At 43.2% G+C, this 24905-nt stretch carries 21 protein-coding genes; 10 read left to right on the top strand and 11 right to left on the bottom strand.

The genetic code is table 11. The annotated features are described in order from the left end of the window. The first annotated feature begins 40 nt into the window (after window positions 1–40). The 10 genes from AAA970_RS05575 to AAA970_RS05530 all read left to right on the top strand — a co-directional run bounded on the left by AAA970_RS05575 (window position 41) and on the right by AAA970_RS05530 (window position 10021). A complete protein-coding gene (locus AAA970_RS05575) occupies window positions 41–637 on the top strand; it encodes a TlpA family protein disulfide reductase (protein WP_338236270.1) in 597 nt (198 codons plus the stop codon). A 487-nt stretch (window positions 638–1124) separates the two neighbouring features. After that, a complete protein-coding gene (gene gldA, locus AAA970_RS05570; RefSeq protein ID WP_053404449.1) occupies window positions 1125–2033 on the top strand; it encodes a gliding motility-associated ABC transporter ATP-binding subunit GldA in 909 nt (302 codons plus the stop codon). 30 nt (window positions 2034–2063) lie between these two features. Further along, complete coding sequence (gldF, locus tag AAA970_RS05565) at window positions 2064–2792, top strand: gliding motility-associated ABC transporter permease subunit GldF (protein ID WP_338236269.1); 729 nt, start codon at window positions 2064–2066, stop codon at window positions 2790–2792. Window positions 2793–2794: 2 nt separating this feature from the next. Next, window positions 2795–4480 (top strand): gliding motility-associated ABC transporter substrate-binding protein GldG, encoded by a 1686-nt coding sequence (gldG, locus tag AAA970_RS05560; RefSeq protein WP_338236268.1) that lies wholly within the window; start codon window positions 2795–2797, stop codon window positions 4478–4480. A gap of 4 nt (window positions 4481–4484) precedes the next feature. Further along, window positions 4485–5414 (top strand): DUF4340 domain-containing protein, encoded by a 930-nt coding sequence (locus AAA970_RS05555; protein ID WP_338236267.1) that lies wholly within the window; start codon window positions 4485–4487, stop codon window positions 5412–5414. 228 nt (window positions 5415–5642) lie between these two features. Then, complete coding sequence (locus AAA970_RS05550) at window positions 5643–6611, top strand: IS30 family transposase (RefSeq protein WP_338236266.1); 969 nt, start codon at window positions 5643–5645, stop codon at window positions 6609–6611. A 528-nt stretch (window positions 6612–7139) separates the two neighbouring features. Further along, window positions 7140–7946 carry a DUF1338 domain-containing protein gene (locus AAA970_RS05545; RefSeq protein ID WP_338236265.1) on the top strand — a complete coding sequence of 269 codons (807 nt, stop codon included), beginning with the start codon at window positions 7140–7142 and terminating at the stop codon, window positions 7944–7946. Window positions 7947–8037: 91 nt separating this feature from the next. Then, a complete protein-coding gene (locus AAA970_RS05540; protein WP_338236264.1) occupies window positions 8038–8589 on the top strand; it encodes a hypothetical protein in 552 nt (183 codons plus the stop codon). 5 nt (window positions 8590–8594) lie between these two features. Continuing rightward, entirely contained in the window at window positions 8595–9344 is a 750-nt protein-coding gene (locus tag AAA970_RS05535; RefSeq protein WP_338236263.1) for an LVIVD repeat-containing protein, read from the top strand. A gap of 2 nt (window positions 9345–9346) precedes the next feature. Further along, window positions 9347–10021 (top strand): hypothetical protein, encoded by a 675-nt coding sequence (locus AAA970_RS05530; protein ID WP_338236262.1) that lies wholly within the window; start codon window positions 9347–9349, stop codon window positions 10019–10021. 60 nt (window positions 10022–10081) lie between these two features. Here the strand turns inward: AAA970_RS05530 and ftsZ are convergent, their stop codons facing one another. The 11 genes from ftsZ to AAA970_RS05475 all read right to left on the bottom strand — a co-directional run bounded on the left by ftsZ (window position 10082) and on the right by AAA970_RS05475 (window position 24901). Next, on the bottom strand, window positions 10082–11767 hold the full coding sequence (gene ftsZ, locus AAA970_RS05525) for a cell division protein FtsZ (protein WP_060685921.1): 1686 nt from the start codon (window positions 11765–11767) through the stop codon (window positions 10082–10084). A gap of 61 nt (window positions 11768–11828) precedes the next feature. Continuing rightward, window positions 11829–13253, bottom strand: a complete 1425-nt coding sequence (gene ftsA / locus AAA970_RS05520) for a cell division protein FtsA (RefSeq protein WP_053404436.1) — start codon at window positions 13251–13253, stop codon at window positions 11829–11831. A 91-nt stretch (window positions 13254–13344) separates the two neighbouring features. After that, window positions 13345–14085 (bottom strand): cell division protein FtsQ/DivIB, encoded by a 741-nt coding sequence (locus tag AAA970_RS05515; protein ID WP_338236261.1) that lies wholly within the window; start codon window positions 14083–14085, stop codon window positions 13345–13347. A 194-nt stretch (window positions 14086–14279) separates the two neighbouring features. Further along, window positions 14280–15677 carry a UDP-N-acetylmuramate--L-alanine ligase gene (murC, locus tag AAA970_RS05510; protein ID WP_338236260.1) on the bottom strand — a complete coding sequence of 466 codons (1398 nt, stop codon included), beginning with the start codon at window positions 15675–15677 and terminating at the stop codon, window positions 14280–14282. 10 nt (window positions 15678–15687) lie between these two features. Then, entirely contained in the window at window positions 15688–16797 is a 1110-nt protein-coding gene (gene murG, locus AAA970_RS05505; protein WP_338236259.1) for an undecaprenyldiphospho-muramoylpentapeptide beta-N-acetylglucosaminyltransferase, read from the bottom strand. Window positions 16798–16973: 176 nt separating this feature from the next. Further along, the gene (locus tag AAA970_RS05500) at window positions 16974–18203 is read right to left on the bottom strand and encodes an FtsW/RodA/SpoVE family cell cycle protein (protein WP_338236258.1); all 1230 of its coding nucleotides are present in this window, start codon (window positions 18201–18203) and stop codon (window positions 16974–16976) included. A 72-nt stretch (window positions 18204–18275) separates the two neighbouring features. Continuing rightward, the gene (gene murD, locus AAA970_RS05495; RefSeq protein ID WP_338236257.1) at window positions 18276–19601 is read right to left on the bottom strand and encodes a UDP-N-acetylmuramoyl-L-alanine--D-glutamate ligase; all 1326 of its coding nucleotides are present in this window, start codon (window positions 19599–19601) and stop codon (window positions 18276–18278) included. Window position 19602: 1 nt separating this feature from the next. Beyond that, complete coding sequence (gene mraY / locus AAA970_RS05490; protein ID WP_338236256.1) at window positions 19603–20811, bottom strand: phospho-N-acetylmuramoyl-pentapeptide-transferase; 1209 nt, start codon at window positions 20809–20811, stop codon at window positions 19603–19605. A 123-nt stretch (window positions 20812–20934) separates the two neighbouring features. Then, window positions 20935–22383 (bottom strand): UDP-N-acetylmuramoyl-L-alanyl-D-glutamate--2,6-diaminopimelate ligase, encoded by a 1449-nt coding sequence (locus AAA970_RS05485; RefSeq protein WP_338236255.1) that lies wholly within the window; start codon window positions 22381–22383, stop codon window positions 20935–20937. After that, the gene (locus AAA970_RS05480; protein ID WP_338236254.1) at window positions 22383–24497 is read right to left on the bottom strand and encodes a penicillin-binding protein; all 2115 of its coding nucleotides are present in this window, start codon (window positions 24495–24497) and stop codon (window positions 22383–22385) included. The genes AAA970_RS05485 and AAA970_RS05480 overlap by 1 nt, the downstream gene beginning before the upstream one ends. Then, on the bottom strand, window positions 24494–24901 hold the full coding sequence (locus AAA970_RS05475; protein ID WP_053404430.1) for an FtsL-like putative cell division protein: 408 nt from the start codon (window positions 24899–24901) through the stop codon (window positions 24494–24496). The genes AAA970_RS05480 and AAA970_RS05475 overlap by 4 nt, the downstream gene beginning before the upstream one ends. Window positions 24902–24905 lie beyond the last annotated feature (4 nt).

Genomic DNA, 24905 nt, shown 5'->3' with positions numbered 1-24905 from the left:
AGAAGACGAATTACTCCCTTCATTTATTGTAAAATTGCATATGAATAAAGCAGATGTATTAATTCGACTAAAAAAACATTGGCTGGACATCCTCCTTGCTGGATTTCTGCTCATGCTCGTTTTTATGCCCAACCTTCGTGCTCCGGTATTAGGCTTCTTACAGGGTTTAATATTAAAAACCGGAATTTTTCAACCTTCAGAATCTGCTGAATTGGAGAACATGCCCGAGGCGGAATATCAATGGATGCTCTTAGATGAAAATGGGGAGGAGGTTCCATTCGAAGATTTCAAAGGCAAAACAATCTTTTTAAATTTTTGGGCTACCTGGTGCCCTCCCTGCATTGCAGAGTTACCGGATATTTTAGCGCTGGAGGAAAGAACTGATCCGGAAAAAGTAGCCTTTGTACTGGTAAATATGGACAAGGAACGGGAAGCCCTCGAGAAATTTTTAAATAAAGGCCCTAGATTCAACTCCTATAGGTTAAAGGCAGGCTTACCGGAAGTATTCCGCTCTCAGGTATTACCGACCACTTATGTCATTTCCCCCAATGGTAAAGTGATCTCGACTAAAAAAGGAATGGCGAAATATAATACGGACCACTTTAAAACATATTTAGAGAGTGGAGGTCAAAAATAGGTGGTCCTGTCCTCAGCCGGATTATTCCTGCATAAGAGCGTTTTTAAAAGCACACCATCCGGCTGCCAATTCGACTTTTTGGAAGCGGTTTAGGTTAATTTCTTAACAATAGCGATGCTATTCTCTTAAAATAATCGGCTATCTCCTCTGCAATAATCAAATTTTCGTTGCGAATTTTGGTTTTAGCCAGTACCTAAATCATCGTTTAGCTACCAGGTGGAAGAAATGAAGGAATAGTCACCTAATTTGAGTTTTTCCAACGAAGCAGATGAAGGAAAGGAAAGCCTGCTTGCCTAAAATTTGGGCTATTATCAAATCAGTAAATTCAATCTTATTGAAGTGGAATTAAGTCCTTTAAGGCGATCTTCTAAAGATAGCGGTGAATAGTTCGGGCTAAAAAATGGAAATAATCCGGCAGCTGCGGCTTTCAAAATTGAAAATTCAATGAATTTATGCCATTATTGCAGCAAGGATAATTCATTTTAGTGTGTCTGTAAAAATCAACAATCTCTGCAAAATATACGGCGAACAAAAAGCCGTGAACCAAATATCGTTCGAAGCCCACCCGGGAGAAATCCTGGGATTTTTGGGGCCTAATGGGGCGGGTAAATCCACCACCATGAAAATTTCTACAGGCTATTTAAGTCCTTCTTCCGGAACGGTGGAGATTTGTGGGATTGATGTGACGGAAAATCCTTTACAGGCTCGAGCTAAAGTGGGATATTTACCGGAAAACAATCCGCTATACCTGGACATGTACGTGCACGAATACCTCCGTTTTGCGGGTAAAGTCCAGGGCTTGAGAGGTTCATTTCTGGCCAAGCGGGTTTCCAAAGTGGTGGAGATGTGTGGTTTAGAAAGGGAGCAAAACAAAAAAATTGGACAGCTTTCCAAAGGGTATAAGCAAAGGGTCGGATTAGCACAGGCTTTTATTCACGACCCGGAGGTTTTAATTTTGGATGAACCTACTACCGGCCTGGATCCCAATCAATTGGTAGAAATACGACAATTGATCAAAGAGGTGGGTAAAAATAAAACGGTTATTTTTTCTTCTCATATCATGCAGGAGGTACAAGCCCTCTGCGATCGGGTGATCATTATTGATCAGGGCAATATCATTACAGATCACCCTATTAATGACTTAAAATACAAACTGGAAAAACAGCATATTTTATTAGAAATTCAGTTTGAGGCGGACTTAAAGCCAATTTTAGACCTTGAAGGCGTTGAGGCTGTGGAAGAAATCGGGGCACTGAAATACAGAATTGTAGCCACAGGGCAACAAGACCTTCGTTATTTTATCTTCCAGGCTGCTGCTCAAAACAACATCCCTTTAATTGAATTAAGCCGGGAGCAATGGTCTATTGAAAAAGCATTCCAGGAGTTAACCTCTTAAATAAATAATTGAATCCAATAGCAATTTGAAATGCTACATATATTTTCTAAAGAAGTTAAGAATTTCTTAAACTCACTCATCGCATATGTGGTGATGGGGGTATTCTTAATCGTTACCGGGCTGATTGTTTGGGTTTTTCCCGAAACCAATGTTATTGATTACGGCTATGCTGAATTAAGCTCGCTTTTTAACCTCGGGCCCTATGTATTAATGTTTTTAATTCCTGCAATCTGTATGCGTACTTTTGCAGAAGAGAAAAAAACGGGCACCCTGGAACTCCTACTCACCAAGCCGATCAGTGATATACAAATCATTGTGGGGAAATTTCTGGCAGCCTGGTTTTTAGTCATCATTTCGCTCATCCCCACCCTGATTTATTGTTTTTCTTTAATTCAATTAGCTTCCCCGGTGGGCAATATTGATTCTGCCGCCATAGTGGGGAGTTATTTCGGGCTAATCCTGTTATCAGGTATTTTTACCGCTATAGGTATTTTAGCCTCCTCTTTGAGCGAAAATCAGATTATCGCTTTCATTACGGCCATTTTCCTCTGCTTCATGATGTACTCCGGCTTTGATTCCATTAGCAATATCAATATTTGGAGTGATTACTCCCCGCTCATCAACCAGTTGGGAATTTTATCCCACTATGAAAGCATGAGCAAAGGTTTAATTGACTCCCGCGATTTGTTTTATTTTGGCTCGGTGATGGTGGTCGCACTGCAATTTACCCGAATGAGTATTTCCAGTAGAAAATGGTAAAAATGAAAGAAAAATTTCACAGCCTAAAAGTAAGGGATATTCTAATCTCACTAATTGTGTTGATGCTGGCCATTAACCTCAATTTATTGGTAAGCGACTATTTTTTTCAGGTGGATTTAACCGAGGAAAAAAGATATACCCTGAGTCAGGCCACTAAAAACATCCTGACAGATCTGGATGATGTGGTCTACATCGATATCCAGCTGGAGGGAGATTTTCCGGCAGGATTCAAAAGGCTCAACCGAAGCATTCACGAGACACTAGAGGTTTTCCGCTCCTATGCCGGCGATAAAATTCAATACAAATTCACAGACCCTTCGCTGGCCATAAATAGCAAGGCCCGCAATCAATATTACCAGTATTTGGCGGATTTAGGCATACAGCCTACCAATATTCACGCCACTGAAAACGGCAAAAAAATTGAAAAGATGATCTTCCCCGGCGCCATTGTTTCCTATGGAGGCCAGGACATGGGAGTCATGCTTTTTAAGGGGAATAAATCGGCACCACCCCAGGAGCGATTGAACCAATCTGTGGAGGGTGTGGAATATGAATTAATCTCTGCTATCAAAAAGCTCACTAATATTGAGCGAAAAAAAGTAGCGATTTATAATGGAGACCGGAAAATCAAAAATAAGGCATTAGACGGCCTTCAACAGGCACTAAAGGATGATTATGATCTGACCTTCATCAAAAATATGTCAGAACTTTCGAATTACCATGCTCTGATGATGATCCGTCCCCAGCAACATTTTAGCGATCGGGAACAGTACATCATAGACCAGTTCGTGATGCGCGGCGGGAAGCTATTAGTCTTTGGAGAAAGTTTCGAGATCAATACTGATAGCTTAAGAACAGATGGCTCTGCCTTTGCGCTTCAGAAAGATTTAGGGGTGGCGGACCTTTTATTTAAATGGGGCGTAAAAGTGCAGCCCAATATCATACAGGACTTAAATGCGGGCACCTACCCGATTGTCACTGGCAATATGGGGGATCAGCCTCAAATTCAACTGATGCCTTTCCCTTATTATCCCCTGATTAATGTTTTCGGTAAAAATCCGATGGTGAATAATCTGGATGCGGTTAAAACGGCCTATGTTTCACCTTTGGACACCGTAAAAGTCAAAGGCGTACAAAAAACCGCTTTAATGTATTCATCGCCCTATTCCCGAAAGGTAACGGCGCCGGTCTTAATAGAGCTTACCAATATGAGAGGGCAAATAGACCCTCAGAAGTTTAATCAGGGACCTATTCCGATTGCCTACTTACTGGAAGGAAATTTTCAATCTATTTATAAAAATCGATTCCTGCCAGCTTTCGCCGATCAGGTAAATTTCAAAAAAGAAAGTGCCCACAATGCCATTGTGGTTGTGGGGGATGCTGACATACTGATCAACGAAGTAAACCCGCAAAGCGGAGAACCGGTCGCTTTAGGAGTTGATCCCTTCAGCCGACAGGATTTTGCCAATGCAGACTTTGTGCGGAATACCTTGAATTACCTTTTGGACGAAAACGGCATTATCATCGCCAGAAATAAAAGTGTTAAAATCCGCCCGCTAGACAAAGTCAAAGTACTGGAAGAAAAGCTATTCTGGCAGGTATTAAACATCGGATTTCCTGTCCTATTGATCTTAATTTTTGGAATTGCCTGGTATTTTATTCGCCAGCAACGATTTGCCAAATTCTAACATTATGAGAACCAACACACAACTGCTCATTATATTAATTGGACTGCTGGTTTGGTTTGTCGTTTCAATCTCGGTAGACTTTAGCGACCGCCAAAAATTCACGGACCTCAACGCCTTTACCATAGCGGACACCGCCGCTATTCGCAGCATCGAGATCACCAACCAACAGGAAGTGACTTTATTAAACCGCCAAAAAGACGGCTGGCTCGTCAACGAGCTACCGGCAGAAAGCGGTATGATTGATGTTTTGCTCAGCATCCTCAACCAAATGGAGGTGAAACGCCGGGTGCCGAAACGAGAGCAAGAATCTGTTTATCGATTATTGACCGAAAATGGCATAAAAGTTAAGGTCACCAGCGGAGAAGGCAGCTCCGAATTTATAACTGTAGGAAATCCGGCCAAAACGCTTTCTTATTTTCAAAAAGAGGATGATGTCCCGGCCATTGTACACCTACCGGGTTACAACAGCTATGTGACCGGTATTTTCGAAGTATTGCCAAATGATTGGCGAAAGCGAGCGATTTTCGAATCCAGCCCAAGATCTTTGAAAAGCCTGCAATTACAATATCCCGAACATCCGGAAGACAATTTTGAAATCACCTCCAATAGTATAAAATGGGAGATCGAGGGATTGCCGGAGGGAGATCAAAAATTGCTCAATCAATACTTAAGTCAATTTGCCTATTTACAGGTAGATCAGTATTTGGATCGCGGGCAGGTTAAAGAATTAGACAGCCTGATTGCAAGCCAACCGATGGCCATTATCACCATTGATGACATCCGAAAAGAACACAATGGAGAACTGAAACTTTTCCGTACGGCTAAGGGGGAAAAAATGCTAGCTGGCCTTCTAAACGATGAACAGATCGTGCTCATCGAAAAGAAGCGGGCAAAAGCGTTGCTAGCCAAAAGAAGTGATTTCCTATCAGAATAAGCCGGATTAGGCAGCGCAAGATTCAACCATCCAGACCAAGGACCGGACCTTATCTTCAGGCGAATTGTTCCTGGATTTGAAATAGTTGAATTGGAGCAGGCTAGCGTTTCACTCATCTGCTATGTTGTACCTGGATTCTAATTTTAAGTGCAAGTTTATTTGGCATAAAAAAAAGGTATCCGGTACCTTTGAAATTTAAATCTAATTGCACTTAAATAAGAAATAACAATGGCCCAGATTACCCTGACACAAAGATATGAAATTGAAGCGTTAGTTAAAATAGGGTTCAATAAAACAGCTATTGCTGATAAAGTTGGATTTCATGTATCGACTATAGGGAGAGAAATAAAGCGTTGTCGTAAAGGGTATTACGACGCTGATACGGCGCATAGTAAGTACCTGGCCAATCGTAAAAATAATCGGGAACCGTATAAACGGACCCCTGAAATGGAACAAGTAATTCGTAAGTTTCTTATTGATAATGATTTCAGCCCAGAACAAATAGCTGGAAGATGCAAAGAGGAAGGGACTCCTATGATCTCAGTTGAAGGAATTTATCAATTCATTTATAGTGTCCCTGAATTGGCTAATCACCTTAGGATCAGTAAGGGGAAAAGGAAAAAACGGAAATCTAATTCAAAAAATGGATCAAAAATTCCAGATCGGAAACCTATTCATATTCGACCCACGGAGGCTGATAATAGATCGGAGTTTGGGCATATTGAACTTGATGTTGTGGTAGGGACCAAGGAGAAGTCAAATGTTTTGGTTACGGCTGTTTGTAGAAGGTCTAGATATACATTGATCGGAATAGCATTAAGCAAATCAGATAAAGATGTTTTGAAAGCTTTAGAAGATATGGCTTCAAGATCTTTAATACCTTGGAAGACGGTTACTTGTGATAATGGGAAAGAATTTGCATGCCATAAAGAATTAGAAGCCTCTGTTGGTTGTGTGGCCTACTTTGCAGACCCTTACGCCAGTTGGCAAAGGGGTACCAATGAAAACACAAATGGCCTAATAAGACAGTACTTTCCTAAAGGGAAATCAATGGACAATATCAAAATGAATTCAGTACTCCAAGTAGAAGAAACCCTCAATAATCGCCCAAGAAAGAAATTGAATTTTTGGACGCCTATCGAATATATTCATGGTGAAAGAAAAAATTTGATCACCATCAATAAAACTTGCATTTAAAATTGGAATTCAAGGTAAAAAAACGAAATAAGGAAAATTCCTTCATTACCCACCATGCAGCCAAAGCAGGATAGAAGCACATCATTCGGAATAAGAAAAGAGGCTGTCTCATCAACTGAGACCGCCTCTTTTTTTCAAAAGGCAGGTACCCTCCCAGAAGCGGGTTTGCAAATAATGGATTCTTAAGCCGAATTATTCCCCAACAGACTTAGAGATTCACCACAAACAAATCATGTTCAACTCAATACGATAGTGATCACTAATTTACCAACAGCCCAATTTTGGGCAAAATGCTTTCTCCTCATTCATCTGCTTCCTTGAAAAAAAAGAATTTGGAAAAATTCCTCCATTATACCGCCTTGCAGCTAAAGAAGGATTTATTAGGCTTAATCCGGCTGGAAAAGCAAAATTTACTTTTGAGACAACCGCTTTATTAATAACCGAAGGCGGAAGATAAATATTGTTATTTTTTTCTTATTTCGGCGGGCTATTGTTAAATTCTATACATCAACAATAAACCCAGTTCCCATGCAAGCACAGAATCTTGATGCGTTATTAGCTCAAATGTGGAAAGATTATTCCCACATGAACCCCCAGGTCAGAAAAATATACAATAGCTTATTAGAACAGGAGGATAAGGTGATCAATGATCATATTGCTCTTCGGACTTATAATGACCCCCGGGTAAATATTGAGGTATTGAAAAAGCCATTTATCGAGGGAGGCTATAAGGAAAAAGGAGAATATGAATTCAAGGCAAAAAAGCTATATGCTAAACACTTTGAACATCTGGATCCACTGATGCCCAAAATATTTATTTCTGAACTAAAACTGGAAGAATTCTCCCCGGCATTGAACCAAACGGTGCGCGAACTTTTGGATCAAATTCCTGAGGGCATGAATGAGCGATATGATTTTGTGAATATTGGCCGCCCCTGGAAGCTCGATTATTCTACTTATCTAAAATTATTAGAAGAAAGTGAATATGCCGGCTGGATGGCCGCACACGGCTTCCGGCCTAATCATTTTACCGTCTTTGTCAACCACCTGAAAAGCATCCATAGCCTGATAGGCATGAATGATTATATCAAACGATTAGACTTTAAATTAAATACTTCCGGTGGTGAAATAAAAGGTTCCAAAGATGTCTTGTTAGAGCAATCTTCCACCCTTGCTGACACTGTAGAAGTGGAATTTACAGACGGAAAACATGCCATTCCGGCCTGTTACTATGAATTTGCCTATCGCTACCCTACTGAAGAGGGGAAACTATACTCAGGTTTTGTCGCCCAGTCTGCAGACAAAATTTTTGAAAGCACCAATCGGGGACAATAAGAATAATTTTAATACTTATTTAATATAAAATAAGACATTTGTCATTTAGAGTCTTTCATCAATGTAGTACATTGAATAAAAACCTACATTTATGAAAAGACTCTTTTTTTTATTGACCATCAGCCTTAGTCTATGGTCCTGCATAGGAGACGACTGTTGTGTTGATCCTCTCCCACCTGGAAACACCCGCTTTGACCTGAATAAGATTTATGAGCCCATCTATGCGGAAACCACAGAAATCCCAACACAACTAGCTGAAAAAAGAGCTATTGAGTCTGCCGGACAGGTGACGATTTATCAACACTACCTCATGATTGCCGAAAGCGGAATAGGGATACACATTATCAATAATGAAAATCCCGAAAATCCACAAAAAATCGGATTCCTACCTATTCCTGCAATCAACGGCTTTTCCATCAAAAATGATTTTATATATGCCAAACACCTCAGTGATTTGGTTGTATTGAAAATTAATTTTGAGCAATCCACCGTGGAGGAGGTTCAACGCCTTCCGGACCAATTTCCACACAATGTTTATGATGAACTCCCCCCTGGTTTGAAAATAGTCTGTCCGGATGAAAGCAAGGGCGAGATTATCGGATGGAAAGAATCAAAGGCTACCTCCACAAAATGTAAAAGATAAACACCATGAAAAAGACACTAAACCTACTTTTGATTCTTTGCCTTGGTGTATGGGTAGCGGCCTGTAATGAAAATGGCGATATAGCACCCAATTCATCAACAGGAATAAATGGTTCCATGGCGCAATTCGCCATTTCCTCAGACTACCTGTTTATGCTCAATCCACCTATGGGCAAATTATCCTCCTACACCATTCATCAGGATAATGGAACCTTGGAATTCAAAAAATCGAAAAATATTAGCCGGGAGATGGAGACCCTCTTCCCCACAGAGGATTATCTTTTTATTGGAACTTCTACAGGTGTTTTAATTTATGACATTAGTGCCGGCAACCACCTGAACAAAATTTCAGAATTTGATCACATCCGCTCCTGCGACCCTGTTGTAGTCCAATTTCCTTATGCCTATTCAACCCTTAGAGCGGGCAATGCCTGCTGGAATGAGGTGAACCAACTGGACATTATCAATCTGGAAGACATACAACGGCCTACGCTCGTCAAAACTATTCCACTGGAAAACCCACATGGTCTTGGTATTGATAATGACCTCCTTTTTATCTGCGAAGGGAACTGGGGACTTAAAGTCTTTGATATTAGTGATCCCATTGACCCTGTGCTCCTCCAAAGTTTTCAGGACATCCACGCCTTTGATTTAATCCCTCATAATCAAACCCTGGTCATTATCGGTAATGACGGCATTGTCCAGTATAGCTATCGCGATCAGCAAAACATCAAATTAATCAGCCAAATTCAATAAGTATGAGAGCTTTTTTATTTTTCCTTTTGCTATGCCCTGTTCTACTTCAGGCACAAAATAATGACGAAAGGCCTTACTATAAATACCAAAAGCACTACCCGGAATATCATCCCAGGGCGATTCGAATTGATGCATACAGGGCCATACTCAATAAGCCTGAATACGCTATTGCCTATGAGCATCCCTATAATGAAAAAAACGCCCTGCAGACGGAACTCTACTTCACGGAAAACACGCCAAATACCGCGCTCCATGATGTTGAGGATTACCAATACATGAATGGTTATGGCTTAAATATGGTATACAAATATTACCAGAGAACGCGACATCAAAACTACCGATATTATTTCGGCATGGGATTAGCAGCCCGCTATTTTGATTTTAAAAGAAATGGATTTCTGGAAGTAAGAAAAGACAACCAATACCTTTACAGCATCGAGAAGGATTATCAACAAACGCTTTTCACTTATGGCTTCAGTTTGAATACCGGCTATCAATTCCGGCTTTCGGAAAAATTTGAACTGGGGATTGATACGGGATTAGAATTTCGGAAAGTGAATATCAGTGCTAATGAAGAGGTAAATAATTATGAACACCATACGCTTCCGAATGATTATTATGTACAGGAATCTCCTGTTTGGCTGGTATTTGGAATCAAACTAGGTTATATGTGGTAATAGCACATTCCTAAAGGACAAGACGAAAAACGGCGACCTGATGGGGTCGCCGTTTTTTATTTAATCTACATTGTCATGTAGAAATCGGTTATTTCCTAAAAGCTTATTGTTCGGGCTTACCTGAAAGCGAGAGGCATTTTCTTCTGAAGAAGGCTTCACCTCATTTAAAGGTTTCTTTCTCCTTAAGTAAGCCGGCTGAGAAATCATTTCTTTATAATCTTCCTCATCCTCTACCGGACGATGGCCATACATTTCACGCTCTCGCCTCTGGCGTTCCTCCTCCAGAGCTCTTCGCTTTTTGCGAATTTCCTCTTCATCAGGAACACTGATGTCATGACGTTTACCTTCAATGGTTTTCTCATCATCACGGAGATCATAAGTCACCACGCCAGTATTTTCATGTTCATCATCCGCAGGTACCGGAGGAATGCCATAATCTCCCGGATTAGAGAAATCATTCACCGGATCCTTCACCGAGATCTCCATTTCTATTGGCTCGGAGGTGGCTTGGGACTCTCTATCCGGAGCAACCGTTGGCTCCGAAACCGGCGCAACCTTCACTGATTCCGTAGTCGGTAAAGGGTTGGCTTTAATCACCGTTTCATGTGCTACCGGCTCCGTTGGAACCGGCGTATTTTCCTCCTGAACGGCATTCACCTGACTAGCAACACTTTCCGTACGGATGGTTTTACCGCTATCTACATCAATAATTTTTTTTTTGGCCTCCAGAAGTTGAGTTTCATTGTTATCGGAATCGTCTTCTCCTTCCTTATCCTCAAATCCCGTGGCGATAACCGTAACACGAATCTTTTCACCTAGCTCCGGCACTACACCATGACCCCAGATAACATCCTCGGCATCCTCTCCGGCTCTTTCCTGAATAAATTCAGTAATATCGGCCAATTCCTGCATATCCAATTCCGCATCCTCTCCGGACATAATCGAAAGCAAAATGCGCTTGGCGCCGCGGATATCACGGTTGTTCAACAATGGGGAAGCAATGGCAGCCTCTGCCGCTCTGATTGCACGATCTTCTCCATGTACTTCCGCAGATCCCATCACAGAAGCACGAGAATCTTTCATGACAGTTTTCACATCTTCAAAATCGACATTGACTTCCGCATGAACAGAAATAATTTCCGCAATAGATTTGGCCGCAGTGGTCAAAATCTCATCCGCTTTGGCAAAAGCCTCGCGAACTTTCATATTGGAATAAATGTCTTTCAGTTTATCGTTCAATATAACGATCACCGTATCGCAATATTCCTTTAATTCCTCAATTCCTTCCAGTGCACGTCTTTGCTTGGAACGGCCTTCAAAGCCAAAAGGAAAAGTCACTATTCCGACGGTCAAAATATCCATCTCGCGGGCTACCTGTGCAATGACAGGAGCAGCTCCGGTACCGGTACCTCCACCCATTCCTGCGGTGATAAATACCATTTTGGTATGCTCTCCCAACAACTCACGGATTTCCTCTTTATTCTCCTGAGCAGCCTCACGGCCACGCTCAGGCTTTGCTCCTGCCCCCAAACCAGCGGTAAGGTTTACCCCGATCTGTAATTTTTTGGGCACGGGATTGTTCTTCAGGGCCTGCGCATCGGTATTACAAACCACAAAATCAACATCGTTGATTCCAAGATTGTACATATACTTTACGGCGTTTCCTCCTCCGCCACCTACTCCAATCACCTTAATGATGGAGGACTTATCAACTGGAATATCGAAAGTGTAAGACGTGTCACTCATATTATCTGTATATCTTTATCCGTATTAGACGGCTTATTGCTCAATAATTCATTAAAGGTGTTTAGACATCTTCGTCTTCGACCAAGAAGGTTCTCACCTGATTGAAAATTTTCTTAAAAATGGTCCCTCCTTCTTCCCTGGGAGCTTCTTCAGCTTTTGGGGCCGATTTAGCAGCGCCAGAAGGTGTTGTTGCTCTTGGAGGCGTTTGAGGCTCCCTCCTTTCGCGAACGGAAGTTTCCGTCACCGAGGACACCGGATTATCGGTAGTACTCATGATCGGCTGATGGGACTTTTTACTTCTGATGCGCTCATATCGATCCTGACGATCATCCAAAGCGCGGAAGCCGGTCAACACCAAACCAACGGCAGTGGCAAAGATAGGACTCTTAACCTCTTCCGTCTGACTTCTGCCCAAATACTCATTCGGATAACCGATGCGTACCTCAAGGCCGGTCATCAATTCTACCAGTGGTTTCAAATTGCTCAGCAATGCCCCACCACCGGTGATCACTATACCTGCTGACAGTTTTTTAGCATAACCACTATTTAAAATATGCATATGGATCAGCTCCACAATTTCCTCCATTCTGGCTTCAATAATGTAAGACAGATTCTTTACGGAAATTTCCTTAGGAGCACGATCACGCAAGCCCGGAATCGAAACGACTTCCTGATCAGAAGCTTCATCCGAAAGGGCGGAACCAAATTTCATTTTCAAGGCTTCCGCCTGTTGTGTCATCACCTGACAACCCTGCTTGATATCATCCGTGATAATATTCCCGCCTAAAGGAATTACTGCGGTATGGCGGATAATGCTATCATGGAAAATGGCAATGTCAGTGGTTCCTCCTCCAATATCCACAAGGCAAACCCCTGCTTCTTTCTCTTCAGAGCTTAAAACGGCCATCGCCGAAGCCAAAGGCTCCAGAATCAACTCTCCTCGGGAAAGTCCGGCCTGATCGACACATTTGTTGATGTTTTTAATCGCGGTGGACTGTGCGGTAATAATATGAAAGTCCCCCTCCAATTTAATTCCGGTCATGCCCACAGGATCAACCACGGATTCATTATGATCCACCGTATAACTTTGTGGCATGGCGTGAATAATCTCACAACCCGGCTGTACCACCAAGCGGTACATGTCATTCTGAAGATTTTCTACATCTTCTACAGAAATCACCTCATCACTATTCTCACGGGTGATGGAACCGTGCTGAAAACTACTGTTAATATGCTGGCCAGCAATGCCGACATTCACGACGGAAATATTGACATTGGAGGCCTGAGACGCCTCAGAAATGGCTTTTTCAATCGCCTCAGTGGTCCTATCCAAATTACTGACAATCCCTCTGACCACTCCGTCCGATACTGCTTTTCCCACCCCAAGAACTTCCAGCTTCTCGTTCTTGTCTTTACGCCCGACAACGGCGCAAATCTTGGTGGTCCCAATATCTAGTCCAACAACTATTTTTTCTTTTCCTTCCATTTACCGCATATATTTCAACAAGGAATTTCCTTGCAATAGATTCTCAAGCATCAAATAAGGCACTCACCTTATAATTAATAAAACAAATCAATTATTCACAAATAATTTGATCCTTATATTTCAAATTGATTTGATCATATATACCCCATCCTTTTGCGGGAATTACATAATCATAATACGCCTTTAACTTTCGAAGTTTCTCATCAATATCTGTAGCTGCTCCGAAAATTATTTTTTCTCGCCCGACCTGTGGATGCATCACAACGCTACCTCCCTGATCCACATTGAGTTCGGCAATTTGAGCCCTCAAAAAAGGGTTCTGATGAATCGATTCAATCAGGTATAATAAACTATCTCTTTCAGGTAGAGTATCATGCTGTTGAATGATCATCCGGTCTGCAAAATCTCCTCTAACCAAAAGTACTCTGGCTGTAAAAACATCCGACACCCCCAACAACTCTTTGTCTTCACTCACATAGGCATCCTTTGCAGATTCCCGAATAAGTCTCGCCATCAATTCTTTTTGCTCTACCTCAACAAAAATGCTCCCATCCATATTTCTGCTCACCACAGAAGACTTCACGAAAGCGTGTTCCTTGATGCGATCTTCCAATAATTTCAATTCCAAATCCCCGCTTAAAGCGCCCTCCAATTGAGTACGCCCTTTATCACTCATCAGTTTCCTTACTTCTTCCTCATCCAGAAAAAACTGATCGTAATTTCGGTGAATAAAAATATCCACCTCATTTATAGGACGGTTGACTGGCCTGGCGTAAACTAAAATATACCCCAAAACCAGCATCACAACGGATAGGATTATTTTGGGAACCATTTTTAATTTCACTCGACCTTTCATCGGATTCTTACTAGTAAATTTTTATTAAATGAACGAAAAATACCCTAAAAAAAGTATTCTACCCCAAAATATAACAGGAATTTATATAAAGATGAAAGAGAACAATCTGAGAAAAAAAATATTTTTTCTGAAATAGTCCATACCCCTTCATTTAACCTTATCCTAGTCAATCAATTAGCCTGTTCAGCTTGCAAAATCGCTTTAATTTCCGGTATCAGGCGATCAATATCCCCTGCGCCAAGGGTCAGGAACAAATGTGGCAAATCCTGCTTAATTCGTTCTAATAGCCCTTCTTTAGATAAAAGCGTTTTGGATTTTGCGGAGATCTTCTCCAATAATACCTCAGCGCTTACTCCCGGAATAGGCAACTCCCTGGCGGGGTAAATGTCCAACAAAAACACCTCATCTGCCAAGCCCAAAGCTTTTCCAAAATCTTCCATAAAATCCTGCGTTCTGCTAAAAAGATGTGGCTGGAAAGCGATGGATAACTTTTTATCCGGAAATAATGCCCTTACGGATTTAAGACAAGCTTCAATTTCTTCCGGATGATGTGCATAATCATCGATATAAATCCTGTCCTCCTGCTTTACAATATATTCGAAGCGTCTTTTCACGCCCTGAAAATCGGCCACTGCCTTTTTAATAGCGGCATCAGAGAGGCCATGTCCGCGAGCAATAGTAATGGCCGCTACCATATTTTCTACATTATGAAAACCTGGCACATAAAGCTTTAAATCTTGAATAAAACAATCTTCTGATTTATAATCAAAAAGAAAAGCACCCTGATCCGCCCGAATATCCTGCGCCTGTGCCATACCGCTATCAATACCATAAGTAATTATGGAAATATCGGTGCGGTGGTCCGCCAAATTCGCAATTTCTTCCTGAATAATTAGATGCCCACCCACAGGAAGTTTATCGATATATTCCCGAAAAGCCTGCAACAAAGCCTCATGCGTCCCATAAATATCTAAATGATCTGCCCCGGCGGAAGTAATAATGGCTTCTCTGGGAGAAAGCCGATGGAAGGAACGATCAAATTCATCCGCCTCCACCACACAAAGTGCATCGGAGGAAGCATTCACCAAAAGGTTGGAATCAAAATTTACACTGATCCCCCCCAAAAAGGCGGCCGTATCTTTCCCACCATGATGCAGCAAATGCGCCAACATCGTCGAGGTAGAAGTTTTCCCATGCGTACCCGCAACCCCAATGGTATATAAATTCCTTGATAACAAGCCTAAAACTTCTGATCGCTTAAACAGCGCTACCCCTGCCGATTTTAAAAAGACCAGCTCTTGGTGCTCCTTAGGAATGGCCGGCGTATACACTACCAAAGTGCCTGCCTTTTTATTTTTGATGTCCTGGGGAATATGGGCGATATCTTCCTCATAATACACGGGCATTCCCTCTTGCTCTAATTTGCGCGTCAAAGGGCTAGGCGTTTTATCATAACCAGACACCTTCGCCCCTCTCTGATGAAAATAACGGGCAAGATTACTCATGCCAATGCCCCCTATGCCAATAAAATATACGGTATGGAAATCCTGTCCTTCCATGAATTTCATTAATAAAAACCTAAACTAATTGCTCTGCTTCATTTACAATCTCTGCTGCCGCATGTGGCCTGGCCTGCTGCAAAATGGCATTGGAAAGTTTTGAGCGCAATGCCTCATTCTGGAACAAGTCCAGGGTAACTTCCGCTAACTTACTTTTTGCTTCTACATCTTTTACCATCAAAGCCGCATCGGCCTCCACCAATTGTAAGGCATTCTTAGTCTGATGATCCTCCGCCACATTGGGAGAAGGTACAAAAACGGTTGGTTTGCCCACCAAACACAGTTCGGATACTGATAATGCTCCCGCGCGCGAAATAACGACATCCGCCACGGAATAAGCCAGATCCATGGCCTTGATAAACTCATGCGGATGCACATCCTGCAATCCTTTTGCCTCTAGCGTAGAGCTTACTTCTTTATAATAGAATTTCCCGATCTGCCACAAAACCTGTACACCTGCTGCCAAATATTTTTCAACATCCTGCAGCATGGTATCGTTAATGGTTCTTGCCCCCAGGGATCCGCCTAACACCAACAATACCGGCTTGTCACTATCTAAACCAAAATGCGTTAAGCCTTCCAGCCTTTTACTATTCGCTCCAATAATGTCGGAACGCACCGGATTCCCCGTAATGACTATCTTTTCTTTGGGAAAGAATTTGTCCATGCCCGGAGTGGCTACACAAACTTTATCCACCTGATCAGCCAACCACTTATTCGTCAGTCCTGCAAAAGCATTTTGCTCCTGAATCAAAGTAGGAATACCCATACGGCTGGCCATTTTCAACAAAGGGCCGGAAGCGTAGCCACCAACTCCTATGGCCAAATCCGGCTTAAAACTTTTAATAATCTTTCGGGCTTTCCATAGCGAGCTGATCAGCTTTAAAGGAAATGCCAGATTATCTAAGGTCAATCGGCGCTGAATCCCACTGATCCAAAGTCCTTCTATGGGGTATCCTGCCTCCGGAACTTTGGTCATTTCCATTTTTCCTTCCGCTCCCACAAAGAGAATTTCTACCTTTGGATTTCGGTTTTTGATTTCATTGGCAATAGCAATAGCGGGATATATATGCCCACCGGTACCTCCCCCACTGATAATCACCCGATTAATTATTTGAGATTGCGCCATAAAGTTTATGCAATTTTTATCATTAAAAATCTTCTTCTGAATTATTGTTGATATTCAAATCATCGCATTCAAAATCGCAGTAATGTAGCCATTTTGCACAAAAAAGGCATCATAAAATGACGCCTTAAATTAATGAGATTAGTAAAAATTTCGCTATTTGGATATAAATCTTTCTTTTATCCCAAAGGTACATTGAAACGATTCCCTTTTTTGACTACCGGAACTTCCTCTTCCTCCACCTCTTCCATATGCGCTTCAAAGTCCGGATTCTTGGATCCGCGGGCCACACTCTGAATAATCCCGATCGATGCTCCGACAAACAATAAAGAAGATCCCCCCATACTGATCATGGGCAAAGGCAAACCGGTCACGGGCAGAATCCCGACCGTTACCCCCATATTCACCATGGCCTGCATCACGATCCCGAAGGCAAGGCCTGCCGAAAGCAGCCCTCCAAACGGCTGCTGGGTATAGGCGATCAGCGCAAAAGATCGCCAGAGAAATACCATATAAAAGAGAATAACCAATATTCCACCGGCCAGTCCATACTCTTCCACGATAATGGCAAAAATAAAATCCGAATAAGGGTGAGGTAAGAAGTTTTTCTGTTCGCTATTTCCGGGACCCAGGCCTTGGAATCCCGCATTTCCAATGGCAATTAATCCTTGCTTGGATTGATAAGAGAGCGAGGAAATATCATCAATTGAATTCGCAAAACTTTCCAGGCGGGACATCGCTGTCCCCACACGAGAACCCATGAAAGCCCCTGCAACACCGCCTAAAATAACCACGATCAGGCCCGTCAACAACAACTGCTTCATGGGGACACGCCCCACCACCATCAATACGAGGGAGTTTAACATCAAGAGTAATCCTGTGGAAATATCAGATAGCATAATGATTCCACAAGGGATGGAAATGGTGATCACCATTTTAATAAAGGGGAACCAGGAATCTTTAAAACGGTTTTGGTCTTTGGAAATTTGGGTAGCCAGAATAATCATCAAACCCATTTTGGCCAAGTCAGCAGGCTGTAAGGTAAAGCCCAAAATATTTACCCAACGCTGCGCCTGGTTCAAAGAAGAACCGTAAAACACCCCAAATACCAAAAAAGCCACGCAAAGGCCATAAATCAGCTTATTGGTTTTGAAAAACCAGCGATAATCAAATTTATGAAAAAGGTACATCATCCCTAATCCCAACATGAACTTGGCTCCATGAGAAATCAGGTAATATTCCGTATCCCCATTGAGTTTCTTAAAGGCCAACGTACCCGTAGCACTATAAACCCCCAGAATACTGAGCAATGTCCAAAAAAGCACACAACCCCAGATATAGTTATCTCCTTCGAGTTTGTAGCTATCCAGGAAAAATAAACGGCGAATTGAATTTTTAAAATTACTCATGTTGGGCTGATGGTTTGATAAGGCTTAAGAAGAAAAATTCTAGGCATGAAAAGCGCGCTACCCCTGACTATATTATTTTTTATATTTCAACACCTCGGCTTTAAACAAAACTCCGCGGTGCTCATAACTATTAAATAAATCAAAGCTTGCACAGGCCGGGGAAAGCAAAACTACATCTCCCGCTTCTGCCATAGACCGACAGGCTAGCAGACAATCTGCCACCGAATGCGTATCCGCCAGCGGAAACTTTCCATTATAATAATTCAACAGCTTTTCATTATCCGCCCCCAGGCACACCAAAGCTTTTACATTGGGCATTAATGGCTCCAGCTCCTGATAATCATTCCCCTTATCTTTGCCCCCGGCCACCCAGACAATGGGGGCATCAAAACTATCCAGCGCATAACGCACCGCATCCACATTGGTGGCTTTGGAGTCATTATAATACTTTACGCCATCAATTTCGGCCACAAACTCCAAGCGGTGCTCGACATTTTGGAAAGTTTGCAGGCCATGCACAATCTCCTCCCTGTTAAGCCCGGCATGTTGAGCAAGCAGAATTGCGGCCATCATATTCTGAAAATTGTGCGGGCCTTTCAAGGGAAGGCCCTTCACATTCACCTCGAAATCCGCCATTGGAATCTTCAACCAATCTCCGTCCATGAAAGCTTGACTCAAGCCATCCTCTTTCAATCCAAAAGGCAATTGATGCTTTACCGAAATAGAGGCCAACCCCTTGCGAATATTGGCATCATTCCCCAGGTAAATCAGAGGATTCATCGCCCCCATATTTTGAGCAATGCGCATTTTTGAGGCAATGTATTCATCCATGGAGTTATGATAACGATCCAAATGGTCCGGCGTAATATTGGTGATGACCGCGGCATCAGCAGCAAAGTCATACATTCCATCCAGCTGAAAACTACTCACCTCTAACACATACCAATCGGCCTCTTCCTCCATTACCTGACGAGCCAGTGAAAAACCCACGTTGCCGGCCAAACCCACCTTTTTACCTGCGGATTTTAACAGGTGATAGGCCAGCATGGTTGTGGTGGTTTTACCATTGGTACCGGTGATAGCCAAAAATCTGGCATTGGAAAATGGATAAGCAAATTCCAGTTCACTTACCACCGGCGTTCCTTGCTGGTGAAACTGCTGAATCAACGGCAGGTGATCCGGAATCCCCGGGCTTTTCACCACTATAGATGCATCCAGTATTCGATCCTCCGTATGCTGCCCCTCTTCAAAAGCAATTTTGGCAGCAGTCAATTCTGCTTTCCGGTCTTCTGAAATAGCTCCCCGATCAGAAAGAAAAACTTCGAAACCTTTAGCCTTGGCCAGCAGGGCAGCACCAATTCCGCTTTCACCCCCACCTAAAACAACCACTTTTTTCATACTATCGAACTTTCAAAACAGCCAGTGAAACCAGGGCAAATAAAATCGCCACAATAAAAAAGCGCATCACAATTTTTGCTTCGCGAATCCCTTTCTTTTGGTAATGATGGTGCAAGGGAGACATCAGGAAAATCCTTCGGCCTTCCCCGAATTTCTTCTTGGTGTATTTAAAATAACTCACCTGCATGACCACTGACATATTCTCAATCAGAAAGACGGCGCAGATAATCGGGATTAAAAATTCTTTTCTAATCGCAATGGCCAGTACGGCAATAATTCCCCCAATGGCCAGCGAGCCGGTATCGCCCATAAAGACCTGCGCCGGATAGGCATTATACCATAGAAAACCGATACAAGCTCCGGTGAAAGCTGCCAGAAATACTACCAACTCCCCCGAGTGCGGAATATACATGATATTCAGGTAATTAGAAAAAATAACATTCCCCGACAGGTAGGCAAAGATGGCCAGCGTGGTGGAGGATATGGCCGAGGTTCCCGCGGCGAGCCCATCAATCCCATCGGTAAGGTTAGCACCATTGGATACGGCAGTGATGATAAAGGTAATCACCAAAACGTAAATCAACCATTCGAAACTTTTAGGAAGAAAAGGCAAAAGATCCGAATACTCGATATCATTGCTCTTCACAAAAGGAACAGTGGTTTTGGTAGATTTAATATTTTCATAATTCTCCGTATAGGTAGTCACGGGCTTACCGGCATCATCATAATACTGGCGCACCTGTACGTCCGGATGGAAGAAAAGCGTCAATCCGACAATCAGGCCGATGCCCACTTGCCCGACTAGCTTGAAGCGCCCCGCAAGGCCTTCTTTATTTTTGCGAAATACTTTAATATAATCATCCAGAAAGCCGATCAGCCCCAACCATACGGTAGTCACCACCAACAAGATGATGTAAATATTTTCCAGCTTGGCAAAAAGCAGCACCGGAATCAGAACAGAAGAAAGGATGATGATCCCCCCCATGGTAGGCGTACCGGCTTTTTCATTCTGACCCTCCAAACCTAAATCACGAACGGTCTCCCCTATTTGTAAAGACCTCAGCTTATCGATAATTCTTTTCCCAAAAGTGATAGAAATCAAAAGGGAAACAAACATGGCGGCTGCCGCACGAAAAGTAATGAAGGAAAACAATCCCGCGCCGACTAAGTCAAATTCACGGTCTAGAAAGTCAAACAAATAATAAAACATGCCGAATAATCGGGTTATAAATCTTTAAATTAATAATTAACATCAAATGGCTTTGGCTATGCTTTTCTCAGCGGCCTTTCCGGTGATGTAAATATTCACTGCAAAAGCCGCGAGTCATGGCCATTACACCAAAATTTCCCGGATCACCTCTCGGTCATCGAAATGGTGACGGACGCCCTGAATCTCCTGATAAGTTTCATGGCCCTTTCCAGCCACCAAAATAATATCTTTTTGTTCCGCCAACATATTGGCCGTGCGAATCGCTTCCTTACGATCCAGAATTTGTAATACTTTGGCGCGCTGAGTAATCTCCAGGCCCTCGGCCATTTCCTGCAAAATAACCTGCGGATCCTCCGAGCGCGGATTATCCGCCGTCAAAATCACTTTATCAGAAAGCTTTGCGGCAATATGGGCCATTTTCGGGCGCTTGGTCTTATCACGATCACCCCCACAGCCGACCACCGTAATCATTTGCTGCCCTTGCTGGCGAATCTCCTGAATGGTTTTCAAAACATTCTCCAGGGCATCGGGTGTATGCGCATAATCCACAATGGCAACTTTTCTCAGGGCATTGGGCACCAACTCAAACCGTCCGGGAGCACCTGTCAGAGCGGAAAGTTCCAGCAGAACATCTTCCTTCGGAATTTCAAAAAGACTGGCCACCACATAAGCGACCATCAAATTATAAGCATTAAAAGCGCCAATCAGACGGAAAAATACCGGCTGCCCTTCTACTTCAATCTCGAGGCCATGAAAACCATTACTTACTATTTTGGCAGGAAAATCAGATAGCCCTCTCAGCGCATAGGTATAATGCTTAGCCTTGCAATTTTGCAGCATTACCGGCCCACGTTTATCATCTGCATTTACCAAAGCAAAGGCATGTGCCGGCAGCTGATCAAAGAGCATCTTCTTCGCAAAAATATAGTCCTTGAAGGTTTGGTGATAATCTAAATGATCATGGGTGATATTGGTAAATACGCCCCCATCAAAATCCAAACCGGCAATACGATGTTGATGTATCGCATGAGAGCTCGCTTCCATAAAACAATACTGCACCCCTGCGTCTGCCATCTTCCGCAAGAGCTGATTGATCTGTAAAGCATCCCCGGTTGTATGGGTCGCTGTAATTTCCTCTTCATTGATTTTATTCACTACCGTACTCAGCATACCGGTGGAATAAGCCAAGCGGCGGAATAAATCATAAAGCAGGGTCACCGTAGTCGTCTTGCCATTGGTACCGGTAACCCCCACTAATTTTAATTCGCGCGAAGGATGACCATAAAAGGCACAAGCCATCAGGCCAAGAGCTTTGGAGGCACTCTCCACCTGAAGGTAAGTAATACCGTCCTTTCTTTCCTTGGGTAAATCTTCACAAACAATGGCGGCCACGCCAGTTTCTTCCGCCGTCGGAATAAAACGGTGACCATCTACCTGTGTACCTTTTTGGGCAATAAAAATATCGCCTGCAGACAACTTTCTGGAATCGAACTGAATTTGTCCGACTTCCCGATCCACTGTCCCTATAGTTTTGATGGTGGCAACGTCCACCAATAATTCTTGTAATTTCATTACCAACTAAGTTGAAGTTGAATCTGACTCCCCGGCGACACTTTCTGCCCCGGCGTTCTACTCTGGCTCACCACCCGGCCCTCGCCCTTGAAGGTGACCACATATTTTTGATTTTCCAAAAGGTAAATCGCATCTCTAAGGGTCATGCCCCGAACATCCGGCACACGCCCTTTCACTACCGGATTAGTACGAAAATGCACCGAATCTTCTATGCGCAGCGAGCGCACCCATTGGCCTGCTCCATCGGACTCATCCACCAAAGGCAATTGGAAATGATCTTCGCAAAGTAGTTTCAGATCAGTCTCCAGACCAGCGCGAATAACGGGAAACCGGTCATGCTCGGGCTTAGCCATCAACTCCAATGGTTGATGAATTTCTAAATCCGTGGCATAAATCTTATCTGCGATCTCCTTGAATACCGGTGCCGCCACATCTGCTCCGTAAAGATTTACCCCTTTGGGGTCATTTAGCACAACGATACAGCTGTACTTTGGATGATCTGCCGGGAAATAACCCGCAAAACTAGTGTAATATTTTCTGACGTAACGCCCTTTTTCTAAAATCCTTGCGGTCCCGGTTTTACCCGCGATACCATAGTGCGCATTGCGAATATTACGCGCAGTACCTCTGGATACCACCCCTTCTAACATGGATTGTACTTTCTCCAGGGTTTCTTGAGAGCAAATACTTTTACGAATGATCTGCGGCTCATTTTCCTTAATCACCCGCCCCCCTTGCACGATGCGCTGCACCAAATAGGGTCGTACCATCGTCCCTCCATTGGCCACGGCATTGTACAAAGTCAAGGTCTGTAAAGGCGTAATCTGCAATTCATAGCCAATGGACATCCAGGGCAAGGTCGTTCCTGACCAATCCTCATGTCCCGGGGCTTTAAAATAAGGCTCTCCATATCCCACCAACTGGAAGCCCAGGGGATCCATGATGCCCATATCCTCCAGATGACTTATGAAACGCTTTTCATTGATTCCAAACACCCGATCTACCAAACGCGAAATCCCAATATTGGACGAATGCTCAAAGACTTCCTGTATGGTTAAATTACCATAGCCTCCAATCTTGGCATCACGCATGATGGCATTATCCGCATATTGATATTGCCCATCTCCGGTATCAATGGTGTCTTCCGGATTTAACTGTTTCTCCTCCAATAATGCAATCATGGATGCCAGCTTAAAGGTAGAGCCAGGCTCCCTTGTGCCCTGCTTACCCACGGCATAATTGTAGGATTCGGAAAAACTTCCGTCTGAGTTTTGAGCAAAGTTAGAGATTGCTTTCACCTGCCCGGTGGCTGTTTCCATCACAATGGCACAACCCCATTCAGATTTTGTCTGTTCCAGTCTCCGCTTTAGCGCTGCCTCGGTAACATCCTGAATGTTGACGTCAATGGTGGTTTCAATATCATCTCCGTGCACCGGGGAAATTTCGGTCTCATCATGAATCAGGCGCCAATTCCCCCCAGCCACCTTACGGTAAGTTCCCTCACCCGGCTTTCCGCTTAAAACTTTGTCGTAGCTTAATTCCAGCCCTGCCCCCTGACCATTTTCATTCACATAGCCAATGGTACGCTTAGCCATGGTTTCAAAAGGCAGGTAACGGCGTTTAACCGTTTCGAAAATCACACCGCCCCGATATTGCCCTTCACGAAATATCGGCCAGGTTTCCATTTCCTTCCGGCTTAAGTGATTGATATTGGGTTTGGACAAACGCACATATCGCTTGCCCTTTTTGCGGGCATTCACCAATTGCCTTTTATAATCCCACCGGGATCGCTTTTTAAACTTTTTAGCCAACAGTATAGACAGGGAATCTATACCAGCGTTAAAAACTTCATTGCTCGCCACCGTAGGATCCATGGCCATCCCATAAAAAGGCACAGAAGTAGCCAACAGGCTGCCGTTGTCTGAATAAATATTACCTCTGGTGGCAGGAATTTCCTGATGAATTTGCTGCTCTGATAATTTAATTTTATCCCAGCGATCATCTTCCCACTGCTGAATGGTATAAACCCTGGCAATGATTACGCCCCCAAACAATACCATCAGGAACATCACCATCAGCAGGCGGCGCAATATGGATTGTTTTATATTTTTCACTTCTCTTTCACAATGATTTTAAAGGGTGGCACTTCACTTTCCTCCAAACCCAATTGCTGCACCTTCTTGGCTACTTCCGACTGTTTACTGGAATACATATAGGAATACTTCAGGGTCGTGTACTGCGAACGCAAGTCACGTACTTCCTTTTGCAGCTTGTCAATCTTGCGAGAAGTTTTCTCGGCATAATGACTGTTGAAGATATAAACAATCCCCAAAACCATGATCATTAGCCATGGTTTCAGCAACTGCAGGTCTATCCCTTTCCGTCCCAGATACGAACGCTCAAAAAGCCGCTCCACCATGGTGAACAAGCCTTTCTTTTTCTTACGCTGCCCTTTGGTGGCCACTCTCGGACGGGAGACTTTAGGTTTGGTTGGGTTTCTAAAAGTATTTTCTCTCATTCAG

Source organism: Persicobacter diffluens, from assembly GCF_036244895.1.
GTDB lineage: Bacteria > Bacteroidota > Bacteroidia > Cytophagales > Cyclobacteriaceae > Persicobacter > Persicobacter diffluens.
This window is presented reverse-complemented; position numbering and strand designations above follow the sequence as displayed.